The sequence below is a fragment of the Pseudomonas sp. Ga0074129 genome, from assembly GCA_001465025.1.
Taxonomy (GTDB): domain Bacteria; phylum Pseudomonadota; class Gammaproteobacteria; order Pseudomonadales; family Pseudomonadaceae; genus Aquipseudomonas.
This window is the reverse complement of record LNDO01000119.1, coordinates 1-2,888: the sequence shown is the minus strand read 5'-3', so window position 1 is coordinate 2,888 and position 2,888 is coordinate 1. Positions and strand designations below refer to the sequence as shown.

Here is a 2,888-nt window from a genome sequence, read left to right as displayed (position 1 = left end):
TCGGACCTTCAGGCGTCTCGATCGGGCACACACGGCCGTAATGGGTCGGGTGTACGTCACGGACTTCGAAGCCGGCACGCTCACGGGTCAGACCGCCTGGGCCAAGAGCCGAAACACGGCGCTTGTGGGTGATCTCGGAGAGCGGGTTGTTCTGGTCCATGAACTGCGAGAGCTGGCTCGAACCGAAGAACTCCTTCACCGCCGCCGCAACTGGCTTGGCGTTGATCAGGTCTTGCGGCATCAGGCCTTCGCTTTCAGCCATCGACAGACGCTCTTTGACCGCACGCTCAACACGCACCAGGCCAACGCGGAACTGGTTCTCGGCCATTTCGCCTACGCAGCGAACACGGCGGTTACCCAAGTGGTCGATGTCATCGACGATGCCTTTGCCGTTACGGATGTCGACCAGGGTCTTGAGGACCTCGACGATATCTTCCTTGCTCAGCACGCCAGAACCTTCGATCTCGGTACGACCGATACGACGGTTGAACTTCATGCGGCCAACGGCCGACAGGTCGTAACGCTCGGCGCTGAAGAACAGGTTGTTGAACAGCGTCTCGGCAGCATCCTTGGTTGGCGGCTCGCCAGGACGCATCATCCGGTAGATCTCGACCAGCGCTTCCAACTGATTGGTGGTGCCGTCAATCTTCAGGGTATCGGAGATGAACGGGCCGCAATCGATATCGTTGGTGTACAGCGTTTCGATGCGCACAACCTGAGCCTTAACAACTTTGGCCAAGATTTCGACGTTCAACTCAGTGTTGCACTCAGCGATGATCTCGCCGGTAGAGGGATGCACGATGGCCTTGGCCGAGGTACGACCGATCAGGTAGTCGATCGGCACTTCCAGCTCTTTGATACCGGCTTTGTCCAGCTGGTTGATATGGCGCGCAGTAATCCGGCGGCCTTGCTCAACGATGACCTTGCCCTTGTCATCCTTGATATCAAGAACAGCAATTTCACCGCGCAGACGCTGTGGAACCAGTTCCAAGTTGAGGGACTCGCCCTTAACGTGGAATACGTTGGTTGCATAGAAAGCGTCCAGCACTTCTTCAGTGCTGTAACCCAGCGCACGCAGCAGAACAGAGGCCGGCAGTTTGCGGCGACGGTCGATACGCACGAACACAGCATCCTTAGGGTCGAACTCAAAGTCCAACCAGGAACCGCGATAAGGAATGATGCGCGCCGAGTACAACAATTTACCCGAGCTGTGCGTCTTGCCACGGTCGTGGTCGAAGAACACACCCGGAGAACGGTGCAACTGAGACACGATAACGCGCTCGGTACCGTTGATTACGAAGGTACCGTTCTCAGTCATGAGCGGAATTTCGCCCATGTACACTTCTTGCTCTTTAATGTCCTTGATCGCTTTGTTCGACGATTCTTTGTCGAAAATGATCAGACGGACTTTTACCCGCAGCGGCACGGCGAAGGTTACGCCACGCAGTACGCATTCTTTGACATCAAAAGCCGGCTCGCCCAAGCGATAACCGACATACTCCAGAGCAGCATTGCCGGAATAGCTGATAATCGGGAAAACAGACTTGAAGGCCGCATGCAGGCCAATGTCGCGGAACTGGTCCTTGGTCGCCCCTGCCTGCAGGAATTCGCGATACGAATCCAGCTGGATGGCCAGGATGCTAAAGTCCTTGCGGATACGTTTTTTCTCAGTATATGAGTAAGCCATCAGCGTTCCCCAGCTTGGTCACCTGCTTATTTGGCCCCTCCGACGGGAGTTGCCAGAAACTCTTGCAAACCCTAAGTTTGCACCGCCACCTCGGGCGGGTATTTCACATTCCAGGCCTGCCAATCATTCGCCGACCTAGAACGGAAAAAGGCCGGTGGCAAAAGCCACCAGCCATCAGCCTTTCGCTTAACGCTTGGGCTGTAGACGCAAGGTCGTCGCTTACTTGAGCTCGACTTTAGCGCCAGCTTCTTCCAAAGCAGCTTTGGCTTTGTCAGCTGCGTCTTTAGCAACAGCTTCCAGAACCATGGCAGGAGCGCCGTCAACAACAGCCTTGGCTTCTTTCAGGCCCAGACCGGTCAGTTCACGAACTGCCTTAATTACGTTTACTTTCTTCTCGCCGGCTTCAACCAACATCACGTTGAATTCGGTTTGCTCTTCAACAACAGCGGCAGCAGCAGCTGGACCAGCAGCAGCAACAGCAGCGGTAACGCCGAAGGTTTCTTCCATTGCTTTGATCAGCTCAACAACTTCCAGAACGGTTTTCTGGCCGATTGCTTCGATGATTTGTTCGTTAGTCAGAGACATGACTTTAAATCCTGTATTGGGGTGACAGCCTACGCAGCCATCAAATTAAACATATGATTTTGAAAGTGTTTACGCAGCCTTAGGCAGCGGAAGCTTCTTTCTGGTCGCGAATGGCCGCGAGAGTACGAGCCAGCTTGCTGGTAGCGCCTTGAATCACGCTCATCAGTCGTGCAATAGCTTCGTCGCGAGTTGGCAGCGATGCCAAAACGTCGATCTCGTTTGCTGCGAGGAACTTGCCCTCAAACGCAGCTGCCTTGATCTCGAACTTATCCTGACCCTTGGCGAACTCTTTGAAAATACGAGCAGCAGCGCCCGGATGTTCCTTGGAGAATGCAATCAGGGTCGGGCCTTTGAACACGTCATTGAGGACCGAATACTCGGTGCCCTCAACAGCGCGCTTGAGCAGGGTATTACGCACAACACGCACGTATACGCCAGCTTCGCGGGCCTCTTTACGGAGTCCGGTCATAGCGCCTACTGTCACACCGCGGGCATCAGCCACAACAGCGGACAGGGCAACTTTGGCAGCCTCGTTGACTTCAGCGACGATGGCCTTCTTGTCTTCGAGTTTAATTGCCACGGGTTTAACTCCTGCTTGTTACCGTTTCATCTGCCC

General features: G+C 54.8%; 2 protein-coding genes and 1 pseudogene. All 3 read right to left on the bottom strand.

The genetic code is table 11. From position 1 onward, the window contains the following. Positions 1–1,687 (bottom strand): annotated as a pseudogene (rpoB, locus tag AUK77_RS18730) (DNA-directed RNA polymerase subunit beta); the annotation flags it as partial. Between the two features lie 219 nt (positions 1,688–1,906). Beyond that, positions 1,907–2,272: a 50S ribosomal protein L7/L12 gene (gene rplL, locus AUK77_RS18725; RefSeq protein ID WP_090256280.1), complete on the bottom strand. Its 366-nt coding sequence runs from the start codon at positions 2,270–2,272 to the stop codon at positions 1,907–1,909. Between the two features lie 79 nt (positions 2,273–2,351). Then, complete coding sequence (gene rplJ / locus AUK77_RS18720; RefSeq protein WP_296132807.1) at positions 2,352–2,852, bottom strand: 50S ribosomal protein L10; 501 nt, start codon at positions 2,850–2,852, stop codon at positions 2,352–2,354. Between the last annotated feature and the right edge of the window lie 36 nt (positions 2,853–2,888).

Bases quoted from the DNA above. Each gene is read 5' to 3' on its own strand.
- rplL (WP_090256280.1), bottom strand. From the start codon at position 2,272: ATGTCTCTGACTAACGAACAAATCATCGAAGCAATCGGCCAGAAAACC.